Annotated in this window: 19 protein-coding genes; 7 read left to right on the forward strand and 12 right to left on the reverse strand. The window is 61.5% G+C overall.

Features of this window, described 5'->3' with window-relative positions:
- The 6 genes from ACK5NW_RS04655 to ACK5NW_RS04680 all read right to left on the reverse strand — a co-directional run.
- Positions 1 to 531: Mur ligase family protein (locus tag ACK5NW_RS04655; protein WP_416925542.1), on the reverse strand; the 531-nt coding region annotated here is incomplete at its 3' end.
- 1 nt (position 532) lies between these two features.
- Positions 533 to 2,269 carry a peptidoglycan D,D-transpeptidase FtsI family protein gene (locus tag ACK5NW_RS04660; RefSeq protein ID WP_416925544.1) on the reverse strand — a complete coding sequence of 579 codons (1,737 nt, stop codon included), beginning with the start codon at positions 2,267 to 2,269 and terminating at the stop codon, positions 533 to 535.
- Positions 2,266 to 2,553: a cell division protein FtsL gene (gene ftsL / locus ACK5NW_RS04665; RefSeq protein ID WP_416925546.1), complete on the reverse strand. Its 288-nt coding sequence runs from the start codon at positions 2,551 to 2,553 to the stop codon at positions 2,266 to 2,268. The genes ACK5NW_RS04660 and ftsL overlap by 4 nt, the downstream gene beginning before the upstream one ends.
- On the reverse strand, positions 2,550 to 3,491 hold the full coding sequence (gene rsmH / locus ACK5NW_RS04670) for a 16S rRNA (cytosine(1402)-N(4))-methyltransferase RsmH (protein ID WP_416925548.1): 942 nt from the start codon (positions 3,489 to 3,491) through the stop codon (positions 2,550 to 2,552). The genes ftsL and rsmH overlap by 4 nt, the downstream gene beginning before the upstream one ends.
- A gap of 14 nt (positions 3,492 to 3,505) precedes the next feature.
- Entirely contained in the window at positions 3,506 to 3,934 is a 429-nt protein-coding gene (gene mraZ, locus ACK5NW_RS04675; protein WP_416925550.1) for a division/cell wall cluster transcriptional repressor MraZ, read from the reverse strand.
- 343 nt (positions 3,935 to 4,277) lie between these two features.
- Positions 4,278 to 5,243, reverse strand: a complete 966-nt coding sequence (locus ACK5NW_RS04680) for a cation diffusion facilitator family transporter (protein ID WP_416925552.1) — start codon at positions 5,241 to 5,243, stop codon at positions 4,278 to 4,280.
- Between the two features lie 178 nt (positions 5,244 to 5,421).
- Between ACK5NW_RS04680 and ACK5NW_RS04685 the strand changes: the two genes are divergently transcribed.
- The 6 genes from ACK5NW_RS04685 (at position 5,422) to ACK5NW_RS04710 (ending at position 11,440) form a co-directional block, all read left to right on the forward strand.
- A complete protein-coding gene (locus ACK5NW_RS04685) occupies positions 5,422 to 5,796 on the forward strand; it encodes a chaperone NapD (protein ID WP_416925554.1) in 375 nt (124 codons plus the stop codon).
- Positions 5,793 to 8,336 carry a nitrate reductase catalytic subunit NapA gene (napA, locus tag ACK5NW_RS04690; RefSeq protein ID WP_416925556.1) on the forward strand — a complete coding sequence of 848 codons (2,544 nt, stop codon included), beginning with the start codon at positions 5,793 to 5,795 and terminating at the stop codon, positions 8,334 to 8,336. The genes ACK5NW_RS04685 and napA overlap by 4 nt, the downstream gene beginning before the upstream one ends.
- An 81-nt stretch (positions 8,337 to 8,417) precedes the next feature.
- A complete protein-coding gene (gene napG, locus ACK5NW_RS04695; protein ID WP_416925558.1) occupies positions 8,418 to 9,290 on the forward strand; it encodes a ferredoxin-type protein NapG in 873 nt (290 codons plus the stop codon).
- Positions 9,287 to 10,207: a quinol dehydrogenase ferredoxin subunit NapH gene (napH, locus tag ACK5NW_RS04700; protein WP_416925560.1), complete on the forward strand. Its 921-nt coding sequence runs from the start codon at positions 9,287 to 9,289 to the stop codon at positions 10,205 to 10,207. The genes napG and napH overlap by 4 nt, the downstream gene beginning before the upstream one ends.
- Complete coding sequence (locus ACK5NW_RS04705) at positions 10,207 to 10,680, forward strand: nitrate reductase cytochrome c-type subunit (RefSeq protein ID WP_416925562.1); 474 nt, start codon at positions 10,207 to 10,209, stop codon at positions 10,678 to 10,680. The genes napH and ACK5NW_RS04705 overlap by 1 nt, the downstream gene beginning before the upstream one ends.
- A gap of 166 nt (positions 10,681 to 10,846) precedes the next feature.
- The gene (locus ACK5NW_RS04710; RefSeq protein WP_416925598.1) at positions 10,847 to 11,440 is read left to right on the forward strand and encodes a NapC/NirT family cytochrome c; all 594 of its coding nucleotides are present in this window, start codon (positions 10,847 to 10,849) and stop codon (positions 11,438 to 11,440) included.
- A gap of 168 nt (positions 11,441 to 11,608) precedes the next feature.
- Here ACK5NW_RS04710 and ACK5NW_RS04715 read toward each other — a convergent pair whose 3' ends face one another.
- From ACK5NW_RS04715 to ACK5NW_RS04730, 4 genes are all read right to left on the reverse strand, one after another.
- Complete coding sequence (locus tag ACK5NW_RS04715; protein WP_416925564.1) at positions 11,609 to 12,793, reverse strand: hypothetical protein; 1,185 nt, start codon at positions 12,791 to 12,793, stop codon at positions 11,609 to 11,611.
- Between the two features lie 235 nt (positions 12,794 to 13,028).
- A complete protein-coding gene (gene napF / locus ACK5NW_RS04720; protein ID WP_416925566.1) occupies positions 13,029 to 13,565 on the reverse strand; it encodes a ferredoxin-type protein NapF in 537 nt (178 codons plus the stop codon).
- Between the two features lie 215 nt (positions 13,566 to 13,780).
- The gene (locus ACK5NW_RS04725) at positions 13,781 to 14,614 is read right to left on the reverse strand and encodes a tetratricopeptide repeat protein (RefSeq protein ID WP_416925568.1); all 834 of its coding nucleotides are present in this window, start codon (positions 14,612 to 14,614) and stop codon (positions 13,781 to 13,783) included.
- Positions 14,611 to 15,006: a cytochrome c-type biogenesis protein gene (locus tag ACK5NW_RS04730; RefSeq protein ID WP_416925570.1), complete on the reverse strand. Its 396-nt coding sequence runs from the start codon at positions 15,004 to 15,006 to the stop codon at positions 14,611 to 14,613. Before ACK5NW_RS04730 ends, ACK5NW_RS04725 begins: the two co-directional genes overlap by 4 nt.
- Before the next feature lie 54 nt (positions 15,007 to 15,060).
- Here ACK5NW_RS04730 and ACK5NW_RS04735 point away from each other — a divergent pair, with 54 nt between their 5' ends.
- A complete protein-coding gene (locus tag ACK5NW_RS04735; protein ID WP_416925572.1) occupies positions 15,061 to 15,588 on the forward strand; it encodes a hypothetical protein in 528 nt (175 codons plus the stop codon).
- Between the two features lie 33 nt (positions 15,589 to 15,621).
- On the opposite strand, the gene ACK5NW_RS04740 is transcribed toward ACK5NW_RS04735, so the two are convergent.
- Positions 15,622 to 16,251, reverse strand: coding sequence for a DsbE family thiol:disulfide interchange protein (locus ACK5NW_RS04740; protein WP_416925574.1), 630 nt, complete (start codon positions 16,249 to 16,251; stop codon positions 15,622 to 15,624).
- Positions 16,248 to 18,320 (reverse strand): heme lyase CcmF/NrfE family subunit, encoded by a 2,073-nt coding sequence (locus ACK5NW_RS04745; RefSeq protein WP_416925576.1) that lies wholly within the window; start codon positions 18,318 to 18,320, stop codon positions 16,248 to 16,250. Before ACK5NW_RS04745 ends, ACK5NW_RS04740 begins: the two co-directional genes overlap by 4 nt.
- Between the last annotated feature and the right edge of the window lie 4 nt (positions 18,321 to 18,324).

Here is an 18,324-nt window from a genome sequence, read left to right on the forward strand (position 1 = left end):
CACACCTTCTGACACCAACTCACGCATGCGGCGATGCAGCGTGACCGGATCGGGCGTCGTCATTCCGGTGTATTGCAGTGCACCTGGCTGGCCAATGCCCAAAGTCCCCACCAATGCAGCAGGCGACAAACGGGCGCTTTGCAGACGCGCCAAAGCCCAGGCGAGCCACCATGCCGAGCTGGTTTTGCCGTTGGTGCCGGTGACCGCCACCGCCGTCAATTCTTTGGACGGCTGTTCGTAGTAGGCATCGGCGATCAAACCCGTCCCTGCTTTCAAATCGCAATAGCTGCCAATGACAGATGGCTCAACCGGAAGATCAAACTGCGCCAGCCCCTGGTGTTCAACCAAACAGGCTGTGGCACCGCTGTCCAGCGCTGCGCGCACAAACCGGCGGCCATCCGTGGCCGCACCGGGCCAGGCGATAAAGCCGTCACCGGGCTGCACCTGGCGGCTGTCCACCTGCAAGCGGCCGCGCACCCGCTGATGCAGCCAGTGTGCAGCGTCTTGGGGTAAGGCAAGCAGGGCCGTCATGTCAAAGCGACTCCTGCACCTGTTCACTCACGATCTCGGGCTTGACGCTCATATCCGGCTGCACGCCCATGATGCGCAGGGTTTGCTGCACCACTTCGCTGAACACGGGCGCGGCCACCAGGCCACCGTAGTACTGTCCTTTGCTTGGCTCGTCGATCATCACCCCCACCACCACGCGGGGTGTCTCAATGGGTGCCAAACCCGTGAACCAGGCGCGGTATTTGTCGCTGGCGTAACCCTTGCCCACCTGCTTGCGTGCCGTACCGGACTTGCCGCCCACCGAATAACCCACCGTCTGCGCGCGCTGCCCTGTGCCGCCGGGGCTGGCCGCCATTTGCAGCATCTTGCGAATGGCCTGCGCCGTCTTGGCAGAAAAAACCGGCGCACCATCCACCGCCACGCCTTCTGTCTGTTTGAGCAAGGTGGCCGGAACCACCCGCCCATCATGCGCAAACGCGGTGTACGAATGCACCATCTGGAACAACGAAGCAGACAGGCCGTAGCCGTAAGACATGGTGGCCTGCTCCACCGGACGCCAGCTCTTCCAGGGGCGCACCCGTCCGGCGGCCGCACCTGGAAACTTCAGTTCAGGCCGCTGCCCGTAGCCCAGTTCGGTGAACACGCCCCACATCTGTTCAGCCGTCAGGCGTTGCGCGATCTTCAGCGCGCCAATATTGCTTGATTTTTGAACCACGCCCTCTACAGTCAGCTTGCCGTAGTTGTGCGTGTCACGGATCGTGAAGCGATCCAACTGGTAAGTGCCCGGTGCCGTGTTGATGACGGTGCGCGGCGTCACCTTGCCCGCATTCAAGGCCGTGGCCACCGTGATGGGTTTCATGGTCGAGCCAGGCTCAAACACGTCGGTCACCGCGATATTGCGCATGCGCGCGCCGGTCAAACTGCGCCGGTCATCCGGTTCATAACTGGGGTAATTGGCCAGCGCCAGCACCTCCCCGGTTTGGCCGTCAATCACCACCACGCTGCCTGACTTGGCTTTGTGGGTGGTGACCGCATCGCGCAACTTCTGATAGGCAAAGAACTGAATTTTTGAATCGATCGACAACTGCACATCAGCGCCATCCACCGGGGGCACCTCATCGCCCACCGCCTCAACCACCCGCCCCAGGCGATCTTTGAGCACGCGGCGCGAGCCTGGCTTGCCGGCCAGCAGATTTTCAAACGACAGCTCAGCCCCTTCCAGCCCTTGGTTTTCCACATTGGTCACGCCCACTACGTGCGCGGCGGCTTGGCCTTCGGGGTAGCGGCGCTTGTATTCCTTGCGCTGGTAAATGCCCGGGATCTTCAAATCGGCAATTTGCTGCGCCACCGGTGCATCCACCTGCCGCTTAATCCAGACAAAGGTTTTGCTCTGGTCAGCCAGCTTGTGGTTCAGCTCTTTGGTCGACATGCCCAGCAGCTTGCCCAACTGCTGCAACTTGGCCGGATCGCGATCCACATCTTCAGGAATGGCCCAGATGCTGGGTGCCACCACGCTGGAAGCCAGCAACAAACCATTGCGGTCAAAAATGCGTCCCCGGCTGGCCGGCAACTCCAGGGTGCGCGCAAACCGCACCTCACCTTGGCGCTGAAAAAAATCCTTGCCCCACACCTGGACATACGCCGCCCGCCCGATCAGCGCCAAAAACGCCAGCGCCAACATGGCCACGACGAACTTGCTGCGCCATACAGGCGTTTTGGATGCCAACAAAGGGCTGGTGGTATAGCGCACTTGCCTCATCGCGCGCCCTCGTGATCAGCCTGGGGGGCCAGCACATATTCTGTAATGGCGGGCGTGACCGTGCGCATGGCCAGCTTTTCCTTGGCCAGTTTTTCCACCCGCAGTGAGGTAGCCGCTGCGCGCTTTTCCACTTCCAGTTGCGCCCGCTCGATCTCAAGCTGGTGCGCCTCGGCCACCGCACGGTCAAGTTCAGTGAACAGGCGGCGCGACTCGTACTGCACCCGCACCAGGTACACGGCAGACGCCACCACAGCCGCCAGCAGCACGATGGACAGTCGCGTCATACCGCGCTCCTTGTCACAGGCGCTGGCACAGGTGCGTCAGTGCGCTCGGCCACCCGCATGATGGCGCTGCGCGCACGCGGATTGGCTTGCACTTCCAACGCCGAAGGGCGCACCCTGCCAAGCACACGCAGCAAGGTCGGCGCAGGCTCGGCAAATGGCGCGCGGCGATCCACCACGGCACGCGAATGCCGTGCCATGAATTGCTTGACGATGCGGTCTTCCAGCGAGTGAAAGCTGATCACCACCAAACGGCCTCCAGGTTGCAGCACATGCACACTGGCCTCTAGCGCTTGCTGGAGCTCTTCAAGCTCGGCGTTGACGAAAATCCGAACAGCCTGAAATGTGCGCGTTGCAGGGTTCTGGCCCGGCTCGCGGGTTTTGACCGCGCCAGCCACGAGCTGGGCCAGTTCAGCGGTGGTTGCAACAGCGCCCCGTTCCTGTCGGCGCGCGACAATCGCCTTTGCAATGGCGACAGCAAACCGTTCTTCACCGTAGTCACGAATCACCTCCGCAATTTGACGCTCGCTGGCCACCGCCAGCCACTCGGCTGCGCTTTGACCGCGCGACGGATCCATGCGCATATCGAGCGGACCATCGGCCCGAAAAGAAAAACCCCGCTCGGGGTTGTCGATTTGCGGCGAGCTGATACCCAAATCCATCAACACACCGACCAGACTGGCCACCGGCCAATCGCCTAAAGCCGCAAAGCCCTGATGGCGAATCGAAAACCGCTGATCGAGCAGCCCTGACGCTTCGGCCAAAGCCTCTGGATCCTTGTCGTAGGCCACCAGTTGCGCCGCCACCCCCAAGCGCTGTAGCAGCAGCCTGGAATGTCCGCCACGCCCAAACGTCGCATCCACATAACAACCCTGCGGGTCGGTCACCAGCGCATCGACCGCTTCGTTCAGCAATACCGTGGTGTGCGTCCATGAAGTCACCCCGCCCGCCACCGTCAGAACGCAAAATCCTCGAAAACCTCGGGCATGTCGGCCTGCATGGCCTCTGCTTCCTTGGCTTCGTAGCTCGCCTTGTCCCACAGCTCAAAGTGCTGCCCCATGCCCAAAAGCATCACGTCGCGCGTCAATCCTGCGGCCGCGCGCAACTCCGGCGACACCAGCACACGCCCCGTGCCATCCATATCAACGTCTTGCGCATTGCCCAGAAAAATGCGCTTCCACCACTGCGCCGACATCGGCAGTTGGGCAATGCGCTCGCGAAACTTTTCCCATTCAGGGCGGGGGAACACCATCAGGCAGCCGTGCGGGTGCTTGGTAATCGTCAACTGCCCTTCGGCCAGTGCCGTCAAGACGTCACGATGCCGGGTAGGCACAGACAGCCTACCCTTTGCATCCAGACTCAACGACGACGCCCCTTGAAACAATGCAAACTCCGAAAGTGAACACTAACATTGTGCATTTATGGCACATCTCACCACTTAATTGCACTTTTTTGCACTGTAGCAGGAAATCGTGTTCCATCAACCGGAGTGGTACAAATTATTTCAATGAAATCAACGTCTTAGCTCAACATCGGCATTTCATAGAATTCAAAAAACCTTAAAAACAAATGACTTAGAAGATGTATTGAAAGTAATTTGCGGACAAATGACGGCATGCATGCTTTGCGTGCATAGTTGGCATCTAGAAAAAGCAACCACTTGATCACGCGCCCACAATCAACGCTCGACGCCCGACACGCTTGTCGCTTGTGATCACCCGCGCGGTCTACATTACCGGTGGCTGAGCGGCATCCTTGACCAGCGGCGCAGGCGCGTCACCCACATGCGCCTCGGCACCCAGTGGCAGCATTTGAATGGTCACGCGCGCGCCAGGAACACGCTCTTGCAAGGCGCGTTCCACGTCCAAACGCATGACCGTGCCACGCGCCAGCGTCCAATCAGCAGGCATGTGCATGTGCAGATCGACAAACTGGCGCTGCGCCGCACTGCGCGTGGTCACGTGGTCAAAGCGCACCGGGCAGGCCGCACCGCCATGGACGCGCGCAAAATCGGCCAGCGCGCCTTCAATGGCTGTCTGCACGGCGGGCGCAGCAGCGTCCATCAAACCCTGGGACGAGCGCCACACCAGACGCACACCCTCGCGCACGATGTTCAGCGCCACGCCCATAGCCACCACCGCATCCAGCCACAGCCAGCCAGTGGCCATGACCAGTAATAAGCCCAGCACCACACCCGCAGACGTCCATACATCCGTCAGCAGATGGCGTGCATCGGCCTCCAGTGCGATCGAGCGCGAGCGGCGCGCCACACGCAGCATCAGCCAGGCCAGCCCACCATTAAGCGCCGAGCTGACCACCGACAGCGTCAAGCCCGGCCCCAGTTGTTCCAGCGGCTGCGGTGCCCACAGCCGCGGTACCGCCGTCCATAAAATCGCCAGCGCGGCGACAAAAATCAGCACGCCCTCGAACGCTGAGGCGAAATATTCGGCCTTGTGGTGTCCGTAAGGATGGTCGTCGTCGGCCGGGCGCGCGGCCACAGTCACCATCGTCAAGCCGAATGCGGCAGCGGCCAGATTGACCAGCGATTCCGCCGCATCCGACAACAGCCCCACCGAACCGGTGATCCGCCAGGCGACAGTTTTGAGGGCCATCGTCAACAGTGCCACGCCTACCGAAGCCATCATCAGGCGGCGCGGTGTCAGCCAAGGCAGTGCAGCAGCAGGCGAATTCATAGGCGCATTGTCCTCAATTCAAAGGCTGAACCCGCCTCGCAGTGCGAGCCGCTCGCAAGCAGATGCACGTTAACCCTCCATTTCAGGGTTAACCAGAAAGTCCCGCTTAAAGACTTGTCGCAAGTCAATTTCACCCTTACACCATTGCGGTTAATCTGCCTGCCGCAAGAGGTTACAGATGAGCGTACTTGGCGTCGTCCTACGGACACACCCCAAAAATTTGCACCAGTTAAAGCAGCGCTTGGCCTATACGCCGGGCGTGGATCTGGGGCCGGACAACGGCGATGGTCGCCTGGTCGCCGTCATCGAAAGCACCGCCGATACCCCCGCTGCCGCCACCATGACCGAGCTGGCCCGCTGGGACGAGGTGCTCAACCTGTCGCTGGTTTTCGAGCACGCCGAGCCGGGCGCTGTCGAGCCTCCTGCCGATTTCGACTATCGCGCCTGGCGTGGCCATGCGGGCGAATTTGCCCGTCGGCAGGCCCAGGAATCTTCTTGTTCACCCTCCCCCGCATCGACAAGCGCCACATCCGGCGCAGGAGCCGCACGATGAAATCCGACCGCCGCGTCTTTCTCAAATCCCAAGCCATGACCGCCGCCGCAGCGGCTGCGGGCATTCCCATCGTTGCCGAGGCGCAAAAAGCGCCCAGTGGCGCGCCCGGCAGTGTGCGCTGGGACAAAGCGCCGTGCCGCTTTTGCGGCACCGGCTGCTCGGTCATGGTGGGCGTGCAAGAAGGCCGCGTCGTGGCCACCCAGGGCGATCCAGAAGCGCCGGTCAACCGTGGGCTGAACTGCATCAAGGGCTACTTTCTGTCCAAGATCATGTACGGCAAAGACCGTCTGACCACGCCACTGCTGCGCAAGAAAAACGGCCAATACGACAAGAATGGCGAATTCACCCCCATCAGCTGGGACGAAGCCTTTGACATCATGGCCGCCAAGTGGAAAGAGGCGCTCAAGGCCGAAGGCCCCAAGTCGATCGGCATGTTCGGCTCCGGTCAATGGACGATTTGGGAGGGCTACGCTGCTTCCAAGCTGTGGAAAGCCGGTTTCCGATCCAACAACATCGACCCCAACGCACGCCACTGCATGGCCTCGGCCGTCACCGGCTTCATGCGCACCTTTGGCATTGACGAGCCGATGGGCTGCTACGACGACATCGAGCAGGCCAACGCCTTCGTGCTGTGGGGCAGCAACATGGCCGAGATGCACCCCATTTTGTGGAGCCGCATCACCGATCGCCGTCTGTCCGCCCCCGACACCAAGGTGGCGGTGCTGTCCACCTTCACACACCGCAGCTTTGACCTGGCCGACCAACCCATCATCTTCACCCCGCAAACCGATCTGGCGATCCTGAACTACATCGCCAACTACATCATCACCAACAAGGCGGTGAACGAGGATTTCGTGCGCAAGCACGTCAACTTCAAAGCCGGTGAAACCGACATCGGCTACGGCCTGCGCCCCACCCACGCGCTGGAGAAAAACGCCACCGCCAACGGCTACCCCGGCGCCGATGGCAAGCCAAAAACCAACCCCAACAGCGCCAAGCCCATCAGCTTTGAAGAATTTGCCAAGTTCGTCAGCACCTACACCGCTGAATACACCAGCAAGCTCTCGGGCGTGCCGGTCAAGCAACTGGAAGATCTGGCCAAGCTGTATGCCGACCCCAAGCTCAAAGTGGTCAGTTTCTGGACCATGGGCTTCAACCAGCACACGCGCGGCACCTGGGCCAACAATCTGGTTTACAACATCCACCTGCTCACGGGCAAGATCAGCACCCCCGGCTCTGGCCCCTTCAGCCTCACGGGCCAGCCCAGCGCCTGCGGCACGGCGCGCGAAGTGGGCACCTTTGCCCACCGCCTGCCCGCAGACATGGTGGTCACCAACCCCGAGCACCGCAAGCACAGCGAAGAAATCTGGCAACTGCCCGAAGGCACCTTGCCAGGCCAAGTGGGTCTGCACGCCGTGGCGCAGAGCCGGGCGCTGAAAGACGGCGTGCTCAAGTGCTACTGGACCAGCACCACCAACAACATGCAGGCCGGCCCCAACGTCAACGACGAGGTGTACCCCGGCTGGCGCAACCCCAAGGCGTTCGTGGTGGTCAGCGATCCGTACCCCACCGTCAGCGCCATGGCCGCCGACTTGGTGCTGCCCAGCGCCATGTGGGTCGAAAAAGAAGGCGCTTATGGCAATGCCGAGCGTCGCACCCAGTTCTGGCGCCAGCAAGTCAGCGCGCCGGGCCAGGCCAAGTCAGACCTGTGGCAGTACATCGAATTTTCCAAGCGCTTCAAGGTCGAAGAAGTGTGGCCTGCCGAGCTGCTGGCCAAAAAGCCTGAATACAAAGGCAAGACCCTGTACGACGTGCTGTACAAAAACGGCAAGATCAACAAATACCCCATGACCGACGTCAGCAAGGTCAACGGCAAGTACATCGGCAACTACCTCAACGACGAATCCAAAGAGCTGGGCTTTTACCTGCAAAAGGGCCTGTTCGAGGAATACGCCGAATTTGGCCGAGGCCACGGCCATGATCTGGCCCCGTTCGACGCTTACCACGAAGCGCGCGGCCTGCGCTGGCCGGTGGTGGACGGCAAAGAAACGCTGTGGCGCTTCCGCGAAGGCTACGACCCCTATGTCAAAAAAGGCGAGGACATCAAGTTCTATGGCCATAAGGACGGCAAGGCGAATATCTTCGCCCTGCCCTACCAGCCCGCCGCCGAAAGCCCTGACAAAGAGTACGACCTGTGGCTGTGTACCGGTCGCGTGCTGGAACACTGGCACACCGGCTCGATGACGCGGCGTGTGCCCGAGCTGCACCGCGCCGTACCCGAAGCGGTGTGCTTCATGCACCCCGACGACGCTGCCGCACGCAAGCTGCAACGCGGCATGCAGGTCAAGGTGCAGACACGGCGAGGCGAAATTCTGGTCAGCATCGAAACCAAGGGCCGCAACAAGGTGCCGCGCGGGCTGGTCTTCATCCCGTTCTTTGACGAAAGCCGCCTGGTCAACAAGCTCACGCTGGACGCCACCTGCCCGATCTCGAAAGAGACCGACTTCAAAAAGTGCGCCGCCCGCGTCGTCAAAGCCTGATTGATTTCAAGCAAAACGCCCCTGCCGCTTAAAAATAAAGCGTATTTAGCTATTAAATAGTTAGCAAACGTAGCCCGCAATATGCCTGCCATCAACCGCCGCAACCTGCTGCAAGGCGCTGCCTCGGCCGCCACGGCGGGCTTGGTGGTGGGCGGCGCTGCGGTACTGGCACGCCCTTCGCTGGCGCGGCCTGCACAGGCTCTGCGCCCGCCAGGCGCGCTGGACGAACCCGCATTCTTGGGCGCATGCGTGCGCTGCGGCCTGTGCGTGCGCGACTGCCCGCCGCAAAACCTGCGCCTGAGCGCCTGGGGCGCGGGCATGGCGGCTGATGTGGCCATTGGCACCCCATACTTTGAAGCCCGCGACATCCCCTGCGAGATGTGCGAGCACATTCCTTGCGTCAAAGCCTGCCCTACTGGCGCGCTCGACCACGCGCTGACCGACATCACCCAGGCCCGCATGGGCACGGCGGTGCTGATCGACGAAGAAAACTGCCTGAACTTTCTGGGCCTGCGCTGCGACGTGTGTTACCGCGTCTGTCCGGTCATCGACGAGGCCATCACGCTCGAAAAAATGAGCAACCCGCGCTCAGACCGCCACGCCATGCTGCTGCCCACCGTGCACGCCGACCATTGCACTGGTTGCGGCAAGTGCGAAAAAAGCTGTGTACTGGAAGAAGCCGCCATCAAAGTGCTGCCCACCCAGGTAGCGCGCGGCGAAATTGGACATCATTACCGCAAAAACCTGAGCCAGCGCAGCGACGTGGGCCACATGGGCCAAACCCGTTCGGGCGACACCGTGGAAGCCACGCCCGGCCTGCCCCAGTTCAAGCAACCCGTGCAGCGCCTGCCTGATCAACCTGTGCCGGGCGATCTGGCTCCCCTGCGTTCAGGGGCCGAGCCGTACAACCCGCCGTCCTTGTTTGACGCACCGCCAGGAGGTGCGCCGCCATGAACGTCAGCACCACCGTGTCCAACGTGGCGCGCACGCCCAACGCACCAACCACCGCCGCACCAGTGTTTTTGTGGCCAGGCGACGAAGCTGTGCACGACAAAGGCTGGTGGAAAGCCCACCAGTGGCTGGTGCTGCGCCGCATGTCGCAACTGGCCATCCTCGGGTTGTTCCTGCTGGGGCCGCTGGCAGGTGTGTGGATCGTCAAGGGCAATTTGTCATCCAGCCTGACACTGGACGTGCTGCCGCTGACCGACCCGTTTGCGCTGGCGCAGGTACTGCTCACGCGACACTGGCCCGAAACCGCCGCCCTGGTCGGCGCGGCCATCGTCATCGCTTTCTATGCACTGGTGGGTGGGCGCGTGTTCTGCGCGTGGGTTTGCCCTGTCAACATGGTCACCGACGGGGCTTCGTGGCTGCGCCGACGTCTGCGCATCACCAGTGGGCGCGCGCCTCGGCGCGACTTGCGCCGCTGGGTGCTGGCCGCTGTGCTGGTGGCCAGCGCCGTCACCGGCGTCACCGTGTGGGAGTGGGTCAACCCGGTCAGCCTGATGCACCGGGCCATCATTTTTGGCGGCATCACCGCCTGGGGCGGTGTGCTGGCGGTGTTTTTGTTTGATCTGCTGGTGGCCCCGCGCGGCTGGTGTGGCCACGTTTGCCCCATGGGCGCGGCTTACCAGTTGCTGGGGCACCAAAGCCTGCTGCGCGTCAGCGCCCAACACTCGTCGGCCTGCAACGACTGTGCCGACTGCTACGCCGTTTGCCCTGAGTCGCACATCATCCCAGCGCCGCTCAAAGGCAAAGGCGGCGTTACGCCGCTGATTTTGTCGGCCGACTGCACCAATTGCGGGCGCTGCCTGGACGTGTGCGGCAAAAACGTTTTTGTATTCACCCACCGATTCGACCACCGGAGAGACTGATGAAACCCCTCACCCTGCTGTTCAAGACCCTGCTGCTGGCTGCTGCCTTGGCAACGGGCGCGGCGCAAGCGCAAACGCAAACCGCGTCCGCATCCACAGGCCCGGTCAAGATGGATTCGCTGCGCGGCGGCGTGCCCATTCAGGACGAAATTCCCACCACCCACCCGCGCCAGGAGCGTGACCACGCGCCGTCCGACCGCGATTTTGTGCAGCAGCCCCCGCTGATCCCGCACACCACCAGCGGCTACCAGATCACCAGCAACTTCAACAAGTGCATGGACTGTCACTCGTTCCAGCACTCCAAAGCCGCAGGCGCGCCCAAAGTCAGCGTCACCCACTTTCGCACCCGCGAAGGCCAAGAGCTGGACAACATCAGTCCGCGCCGCTACTTCTGCAACCAGTGTCACGTGCCGCAAACCGACGCCAAGCCACTGGTCAGCAACACCTTCGAGCGCGCGCGCGGACTACGCTGACCACCTATTCTGACCACCTGTGCTGCAAACCGCCTGCACCACAAATTTGCATTGACCTGCCGCCCGCCACGCTCTGCCCCATAAGGCCCACGCCATGACCGAACCCACCTCCAATGCCCCCGCCGCAGCACCCCGCCGCGGCTTGATTGGCCGCCTGCTGGCCTGCATGCGCACGCGACGCTTTGTCATCCTCTCCAGCGCCTTTGTGGCCGGTATTTTGTTCTGGGGCGCGTTCAACACCGCCATGGAATGGACCAACCGCGAAGAGTTCTGCATCAGTTGCCACGAGATGAAAGACAACGTGTACCTGGAATACCGCAACACCGTGCACTACCAAAACCGCACCGGCGTGCGCGCCACCTGCCCCGACTGCCACGTGCCCAAAGAATGGACACACAAAATCATCCGCAAAATCCAGGCCAGCAACGAGGTGTGGCACCACCTGCTGGGCAGCATCGACACGCCAGAAAAATTCAACGCCAAGCGCGCCAAACTGGCCAGCAATGAATGGGCGCGCATGAAGCGCACCGACAGCCGCGAATGCCGCAACTGCCACCACTTCGAGTTCATGGACTTCGCCGAGCAAAACACCCGCTCAGGCCGCTTTCACCAAGAAGCCATGACCGACGGCAAAACCTGTATCGACTGCCACAAAGGCATCGCCCACTCGCTGCCACCGATTGAGCAGCACATCGGCGCACCCAAGGCCGATCCGGCTAATTTGGGCAAGCCCGAGGTGACTGCGCCGCAGGCCGAATAAGCCAATAGAAATCGTGAAATACCTGCCTTCCTTATTGAAAGGCGTTAGCCTGATTGCCAGGCCAACTCGGGCTTAAAGGTCTGGCTGGATAGCGCTCAGACGCCAACCCAAACGCGCGTCAATCATTGCAGCGCCAATCTTTGGCCAGGACCTCTAACTCCTACCTGTTCAGACCGCCGCTTTCTTGCGAATAGCAGCCAGTCCAAGCAAGCCCAGCCCTGCCATCAATGCCATCAGCATGGCTTGCGACAAGCTGGGTACAGCTTGCACATTGCCACTTGCGGTAGATGATTGCGTAATCGTCAGCGTCGCTTTTGCCGTAGAGCACTCGGTCGGCGCGCTGACTCGGCAAATCTGGTACGTCAAGGTATAGGTGCCCAAAGCAGCAGACGACGCCACAGAAATGGTGCCATCAGTGTTCAGCGTCAAGCCTACAGGCACTGCCCCCACGGGGATGGTTGTGACATTCGATGACGAAGCTGCCGTCGTGGCCGGCTCGTAATAGTCGTTGCCCAGTACAGATACAGTGGTTTGCCCAGCAATCACCGAATATGCATCGTTTTCTGCCAGCGGCATGCAAGCGGGATAGTTCGGTATATCGCCCAGAATACTGACATACATTCTGGCCACGTTTTCGCCTAAAGCGGTAATAGGTGCCGTCGTACCGCCACCTCCTTGCAACAAGTAATTGATATCACCACTGACCAGTAGCCGCCCTGTCTGCCCAAGCATGGCTGCTTCATCAAAAAATACAGCTGGCGCCCCTCCAGAAGAAGGATAGGTCACGAGTTGATAGTCTGGTAAAACATTTTCTGTATCCCGAAATGCCGCAGTTGTGTATGTGCCCGTGCACATCATGCTGCCTGCATAGCGATTTCCCAATGCAGCACTCACCGCAGTCGTACCTGTACCACCCACGACGACAGCATGCACAATCGATGTAGCCCCACCTTGCAGTACGCTGGGTGACACCACTGCATTCATCAAATCTTGAGCAAATGAAGCCGCTGCATTACAGCAACTGACTTCCGATTGGACAAACACCGCCCCACCGTTGTTCAGGTAAGTGGTTAAAATCGTTTGCAGCGAAGCGGCATTCCACCCTGCAGTGTCAAACCTGCCAAAAAACCAGACTTGATCGTAGCCGCTGGCGCTCTGGGCTGTGGATTCAATACTGGCAGGCTGGGTTGTCACCACAGTTGCTGTATGGCCCCAGCCAGTCAACAAAGCGGGTAAATTTGGCGGCACCCCATTCCACCCACCGGAATTCAATAAAAGTATGTTGTCTGCTTGTGCCGTGCCAACACCTACCAACAGGATCAAGGCGGCCATCATTTTGCGGATGAATCGCATTATTCGCTCCCTTATACTTCTTTCAATGAAGCCACAAGTATAACTAAATATGCACGAAACCCAAGATGCGCTTCTTTAAAGTACATCAATTGAGCTAAAAAATCACGTCTTTCAGGGCATCGCCACATACCCAACTGCACGGACCAAACTTATCAGCGCCCTGACTTTGCAAAGGCTGCATCTGATTCCAACCCGGCGGTATATCAAGCAACCGAGTGCCCACCCCAATCCATACCTATTGCGACACTGTTTTGATCCGCGCCGCCCCCACCGGGCACACCGCCACGCATTCGCCGCAAGCGGTGCAGGCATCCAGATCCAGCCGCATCTGGCTGATGCCGCTCAGGGCAGGTTGAAAGCGGATGGCGCGCGTGTCACAGGCGTCGGCGCAGATGCGGCACTCGATGTGCTGCTGCGCCAGACAAGTGGATTCAATGTGTACCTGCCAGTGGGGCCATGCGGTGGCAGCGGCCAACTCGGCGCGGTGCCGACCTTGGACATTCACGCCCAGCGCACCGCTTGCGCAGGCGGCTGCACAAGCACCGCAAAAGTCGCAGCCCTGGGCTGAAAAATCCACTTCGGGAAAGTGTCCGTCGCCGCGCTTCAACACCCCGCGCGGGCAGGCGGTGATGCAGGCATCGCAGCGGGTGCAGCGCTGGGCAAACAGGTCTTCGGTGACGGCCCAGGGTGGACGCTGCGCGGCAGGCGCTTGCGGTGCAGCGGCCTGGGCCACGCGCCCGCGCAAGAAGGCCCGGCGGCGCGGATCAATCACTTTTTTGCTCCTGATTGAATAGCTGTCAGTGCGTTCCACATATGCGCCAGTGTAGTGGTCGATGCTTGATGGTACTTATAAAAATGATGGATTTGTCGTCATGGCAAGGCGCAAACCGCAGCGATAGCTGTAGCTATCGCGAGGATTTGCAACGCCGCCATGGCGGCAAAGACGCGTTTTTATGTGCCAGATAGCGTCGACCACTGCACTAGAGCCTATTTTTTGTTTGTAACCGCCGCAGCGCTGGCGGCGGCCTTGGGTGTTGGTGGCGCATCCACCGCACCGGCACGCGAGTCTTGCACGCGCGGGGCTTGCACGCGCGGATCTTGCCCGGCGGCCAGTTGGGCCAGTGCGCCGTCCAGGGCCTGGGCGTCGGCGCTGCCTTCGGGGTACAGGCCGCGCAACTGGGTCAGCAGTTTGGTGGCGACTGCGGTGTCTCCACGATCCAGCGCAGACAGCGCACGCAGCATCAGCACGCCGGGGTGGCTGGCGTCCAGGCTCATGGCGCGGGCCAGCAGCTCCTGGCTGCGGCGGTCAAAGCGGTATTGCTGGCTGAGAACACGCGCCTCGGTCCATTCGGTCATCGCCTCCACGTCGTCCCAGGCCAAAGGCTGAGCATGCTCCCAAGCGGCAGCGGATTCGTCGTAGCGTTGCAGCACCTGGTAGCTGCGCGCCAGCATCAGCCAGCCATTGGCGTTATGAGGCTCGGCCTTCAGGCGAACAGCCAGCTTGCTGACCATGGTTTCGACGGCCTCGTCAGGCACGGGCTGGCGCTCGCGCGGGTTCAGCCCGCGCGGGTTGCCCAAAGCGGCGTACAGCGCCATGGCAGCCAGCGGCACAGCCAGCGTGAGCAGCCACACGCGCCACGTGCTGCCCGATGGCTTCTGATTTGAAATTTGAGCTGAAACCCGGGCTGAAGTCTGCCCGAACGCCGCGCGGTCTGCCCCAGCCGACCACACCAACGCGCCAGTGAACACCGCCACCAACGCCATAGTGGCCAGCACAAAAGGCCACAGCCAGTCGGTGGCCCAGATCATGGACAGGCTCATGCGCCGCCTTTCGGTGGGCGAGAAGCGGCCTCGCTTGATTGGGTGCCCACTTCCGCAGGCTGGGCCACGCGCACTTGCACCGTCCGCCGCAGGCCCCAAGCCCCGGCCAGCAGCAGCAGCAGCGGCCCGACCCACAACAGCGCCGTGCTGGCGCGCAAAGGCGGCTTGTAATTGACGAAGTCGCCATAGCGCTGCAGCAAAAAGTCGCGGATTTGCGCATCGCTCTGGCCCGCTTCCATCATGGTGCGGATTTCGCGCTTCAAGTCCAGCGCCAGCGGCGCATTCGAGTCGGCCAGCGATTCGTTCTGGCACACCAGGCAGCGCAAATCCTGCGTCAGCGTGTGCAGGCGGTCGGCCCAAGGGTCATCTGCCGCGCGGGCTAATATGGTCATGAACCCCACAACCACCAGCACAGCCTGAACAGGCCGCATTATCTTTATAGGTATTTGCATTCAACAAACCACAGCTCAACCATCATCGATGAAAAATTATTATTACCGATCTCACTTTTTCTTGTAGCGCTGCCATTTATTTTTTCAAAAACTTCAGCAGAAAAATCACAGTGCTACAAGCACACCAAGAAACTAGATGCCAACAACTACTTGGTTGAATTTTATTCCGACCAAGCACCCATCTACAGCGGAATGGGAAGAGACATTAACAACCACCTCGTTCCAGTAGGCACGCATTACCATTACCAACAAGAAAAAATAAAACAATTGATTGAATACAGCTTTGCGGACACCTACTTTGAAGGCAATCGAGACATTCGCATGAAAACCTATTTCTTTGACAATGATCAAAATATTGAAAAGATCACGCTGGTCGAATACTGCACCGATTGCGACAGAATTCCCATCGCAGTTTGGCGCATGGATAACCAGGGCCAATTACAAAAAGACCCTCACGCCATTGAAATCACGCAAGAACAAGAACAGCCCGAACCATGGTGGGAGCTTGAAAAACAATGCTGATCATTGAATTGACCAACCGCCGTGTTTTCGCCTTCACCGCCCTTTCTCCAGCAAAGGCAGGATTTGGTGGCGAATCACCTTCTCGGTCAGCACGCCCACGTGTTTGAAGCGGATGATGCCTTGCGCATCGACCACAAAGGTTTCGGGCGCGCCGTACACGCCCAGGTCAATCCCCAAGCGTCCATCGGTGTCCATCATCGAAGCCAGAAACGGGTTGCCGTGGCGGCCCAGCCAGCCCAGCGCATCACGCGGCTTGTCCTTGTAGTTCAGCCCGATCAACTGATCCAGATGGCCGTCTGCCTCCAACTGGCGCGACAGTTTCATCAGCTCAGGATGTTCTTGCAGGCAACTGGTGCACCACGAAGCCCACACGTTGACCACGCGCGCCTTGCCCGTCCATTGCTGCGGCCCCATCAGGTATTGCGGCTTTTCCAGCGCGGGCAGCGCACGCTGCGGCCAGGGCTGGCCGATGAGCACGCTGTCCAACTGGCGCGGGTCGCGCGTCAAGCCCACGGCCAGCAGCGCCAGCAGCACACCCATAGCGGCAAAGGCCAGCCACACCCCCCAGCGGCGGCGCTGGGGTGAAGCCACAGGCGATGCAACAGGTGATGCGGTGGATGCCGCAGCGTCGGGCGTCAGTGCATCATCACGGGTGGTGCTCATGCCGCGTCCCCCGACAAGGCCGCGGGTGCCAATGCCTCTCTCGTTTTGATAGCTGTTTGCGCTTGCCCATCAAGCGCTGGAGCATGATGGTGCACTGCCACGCGGTAACGCCGCCCCAGCGCCGCACACAGCGCGCCCAGCGCCATCAACAGCGCGCCCGCCCACACCCAGCGCATGAAGGGCTTGAGCTGCACGCGCACGGCCCAGCCACCATAAGGGCTGCCGTCCAGTGGCTCGCCCAGGGCCACGTACAAGTCGCGCGTCAGGCCCCAGCGGATGGCGCTTTCGGTCATCGGCATGGCGCTGCCGGTGTAGTTGCGCTTTTCAGCCACCAGGGTGCGCACGGCTTCGCCAGGGCAAGCCAGTTCAAACTGCCCGGCCAGCGCCATGAAGTTGGGGCCGCGATAAGGCTGCACGCGCTCAAAGCGCAAAGTGCAGTCCGCCAACTGGTGCGTGTCGCCCGGTTGCAGGCGCACGTCGCGCTCCACCCCGTAGCCGCCCACCATGGCCACGCCGACGGCAAACACGGCCACGCCCAGGTGTGCCACGCACATGCCCCACTGCGCAGCCGTCATGCCACCGCGGCGCAGCCGCTGCGCAGCCCACACCAGCGTGGCACCAGCCACAGTGGCCGCCAGTGTCAGCGTCAGCGCCACCAGCGGGCGCACCGCGCCTTGCGTCAGGTGCAGCGCCAGCGCAGCAGCCCCCAGTGCTGCGCCCAAGCCGACGGCCAGGCGCTTCAAGCTGCGGCGTGCAGCCGCCTCCGGGTCAGCGCCCCAGCGCAGCCACACCACCGGGGCCAGCAACGCCAGCAGCAACAGGTACACCGGGGCCAGCACGGCGTCAAAGTACGGCGGACCAACGCTGATCTTGCCCAAGCGCAGTGCGTCCAGCGCCAGCGGGTACAGCGTGCCCAGCAGCACCGTGGCACAGGCCACCAGCAGCAACCAGTTGTTGGCCAGCACCGCTGTTTCGCGCGAAGCCAGCGCGGTGGGCAACGGCCCGTGCGCATCGGTCAGCCGCTCGGCATGGCGCGCATACAACACCATCGCACCCAGGGCGAAGGCAGCCATCAGCCCAAGCAGAAACACACCCCGGCGCGGATCGGTGGCAAACGCGTGCACCGATGTGATGACGCCCGAGCGCACCAAAAACAAACCCAGCAGCGACAGCAAAAACGCCCCAATGGTCAGCACCGCCGTCCAGTGCGTGAGCGCGCGTCGCCCTTCGCGCACGGCCAGCGTGTGCGCCAGCGCAGCCAGCACCAGCCAGGGCATGAACGAGGCGTTTTCCACCGGATCCCAAAACCACCAGCCACCCCAACCCAGCTCGTAATACGCCCACCACGACCCCAGCGCAATGCCCACCGACAAAAACGCCCAGGCCAGCAGCACCAACGGCCGCATGGCCCGCACCCACCACGCGGGCGCGCCAAACTGCAACGCCGCCATCACCATGGCAAACGGCGCTGCCGTGCCCACGTAACCCGCGTACAGCAGCGGCGGGTGCAGCGCCAGACCGGGGTCTTGCAGCAGCGGGTTGAGGCTGCGGCCCTGCTCCATCGCAGGCAGCACGCGAATGAACGGGTTGGACGTGAACAAAATGAACGCCAGCATCGCCAGCGACACCAACCCCAGCCAGCCCAGCACGCGGGCGGGGTACATGCTTTGAGCGTCATTTTGACTGCCAGCGCTTGCTGTACTTGCTCCAAAAGCTCCGTTTTTAATAGCTAATCCACGCAACCGGCTCCAGGTCAGCATCGACCAGGCGGCCAGAATCAGCACCCACAGCAGCAGCGAGCCTTCATGCCCGCCCCAGATGGCCGACACCTTGTACAGCAGCGGCAAATCGGTGTGACCGTGCTGCACCGCATACACCACCGAAAAATCATCCTGCACCAGCGCCACGCCCAGCAAGGCAAACGCCGCCACCACACCCGCCACCTGCCACCGCAGGGCCATCCCCGCCAGCCTGGGCCAGGCGCGGCGCGGCCACAGACCGGCCGCAGCCTGCACGGCGGCGGCCAGCAGCGCCAGGATCAGACTGAAATGGGCCAGCTCGGGCAGCATGGGC

Origin of the sequence: Ottowia sp. (assembly GCF_047975795.1) — a bacterium.
GTDB lineage: Bacteria > Pseudomonadota > Gammaproteobacteria > Burkholderiales > Burkholderiaceae_C > Ottowia.